This window comes from Flavihumibacter sp. CACIAM 22H1 (assembly GCF_001601815.1).
In the GTDB taxonomy this organism is placed as follows: domain Bacteria; phylum Bacteroidota; class Bacteroidia; order Chitinophagales; family Chitinophagaceae; genus Flavihumibacter.
Genome location: NZ_LUKG01000141.1, coordinates 3,627 through 5,063 on the forward strand (window position 1 = coordinate 3,627; position 1,437 = coordinate 5,063).

Annotated in this window: 2 protein-coding genes; both read left to right on the forward strand. The window is 46.4% G+C overall.

Going from position 1 to position 1,437, the window contains the following annotated elements; all coding sequences use genetic code 11:
* The coding region (locus A1D16_RS21165) for a DUF4361 domain-containing protein (RefSeq protein WP_290713518.1) at positions 1-381 on the forward strand (381 nt) is incomplete at its 5' end.
* A gap of 126 nt (positions 382-507) precedes the next feature.
* Positions 508-1,368, forward strand: coding sequence for a hypothetical protein (locus A1D16_RS21170; RefSeq protein WP_290713521.1), 861 nt, complete (start codon positions 508-510; stop codon positions 1,366-1,368).
* The last annotated feature ends 69 nt before the right edge of the window (positions 1,369-1,437 follow it).

A 1,437-nucleotide genomic window follows, 5' to 3' on the forward strand; every position in this document is an offset into this window, starting at 1 on the left:
GGCGTAATCAGCGCGGAAGCAAAATCATCCATTGTAAACATTCTTATCAAAAATTCGTTTCATGGCGCTTATCATGCAAGTGGCGTATTTATACACCCAACGGCTGGTGAACGGGCTATTGATGAAGATAAAAACCTGGTAACATCCGGAGCAAGATCTGTTACAGCGCCATTGGGCGACCTGGGTGGATCTGGTTATTTCATGGATCTGCTGGTGAATGAGGATAATACCGTTACCGTTTCACCTAAAGGAGCAACCCCTAATATCAACCAGACCTGGGGGCCTAATTATTATGATCCGGCAACAAAAAGTTTTCATTTGCACTACAGCTATAATACGGCTGCACCAAGAGTCGTTAAAGAGGTGATTACCTTAAAATAACATGTGTGTGTGTTCTTAGATTAGGGGGCAAGGGAAACCTTGCCCTTTTTTTATGAAAGAATTACACGGTATTATTTTACGTTCTTTCACCCTTGACCAGCAATAGATTGATTCGGACATTGCAGCATGAGAGTTTGGGTATTGTGTGTAGGAATATGGTTCCCCTTTCCGGATCTTGTCGGCCAGTTAAGACCAATGCTGGCAGGCAATGAATCTCCCCTCGCCGGTTTGGGGAACCATCTTTTTTTTCGGCCGGTCAGTGCTTTTGTTAATCCGGCTGTACTCGGCGCTTCATTGCCTTTTTTTACGGTGGAATGTTCGATGGACCAGTTCCCTGGACTCCCCATTACCCGGCGGGTAGAAGCGCAGGCAACTTTTCAATTAACCGCCCGATCAGGAATAGGCGGCAGGGTTTCATCTATTGGTAAAGGCAGCTTCAAAAATACCCAGGCAGGATTGGCATACGGAATGCAGTTGTCTGCGTCTGAACCGAAAAGAACAGCCTGGCAGTTGGGCGCCTTGTTACAGTACAACCGACTACGCATTCAACCAGCAAAGCCAGGTAGCTTTTTTACCGCAGGCATTGCTACGGCATATCGGTTAAGGAAGCAGGCATTCAACCTGCTTTTGGCAGTTGATCGGCAAACCAGTAATGCTGGTAGAACGGCTCTTTCCGGGGCGCTGACCGAAATACAGCTCAATTTTTATCATTGTTATCAATTGTCAGAACTGGTGTCCACTGAAATGGCGCTGCTCTTTTCGTTTGCCGGTCCGCCTGTTTTACAGGCAAGGATTCAGTATTCATTCCTTGATAACGCTTTTCTGCGGGTTCATGCACAAATAAGTCCACCTATGATTGCCTGGGAGCAGGGATATCGACTTAAAAACAGTTGGTTAACGGTTCATTGCATGCGCTATCCGATGATAGGATGGAAAATCGGCCTGGGTATCGTCTGGACCCAAGCCAAAAAACATAAGCGGCCATGAAAAAACTGCTTGCTTTGCTTGCTTATTGTTTGTGCTTCGTTACTTGGTTAAGGGGGCAGGTAGCAGAAC

Coding starts and splice junctions, on each gene's coding strand:
- A1D16_RS21170 (WP_290713521.1), top strand. CDS start 508: ATGAGAGTTTGGGTATTGTGTGTAGGAATATGGTTCCCCTTTCCGGAT.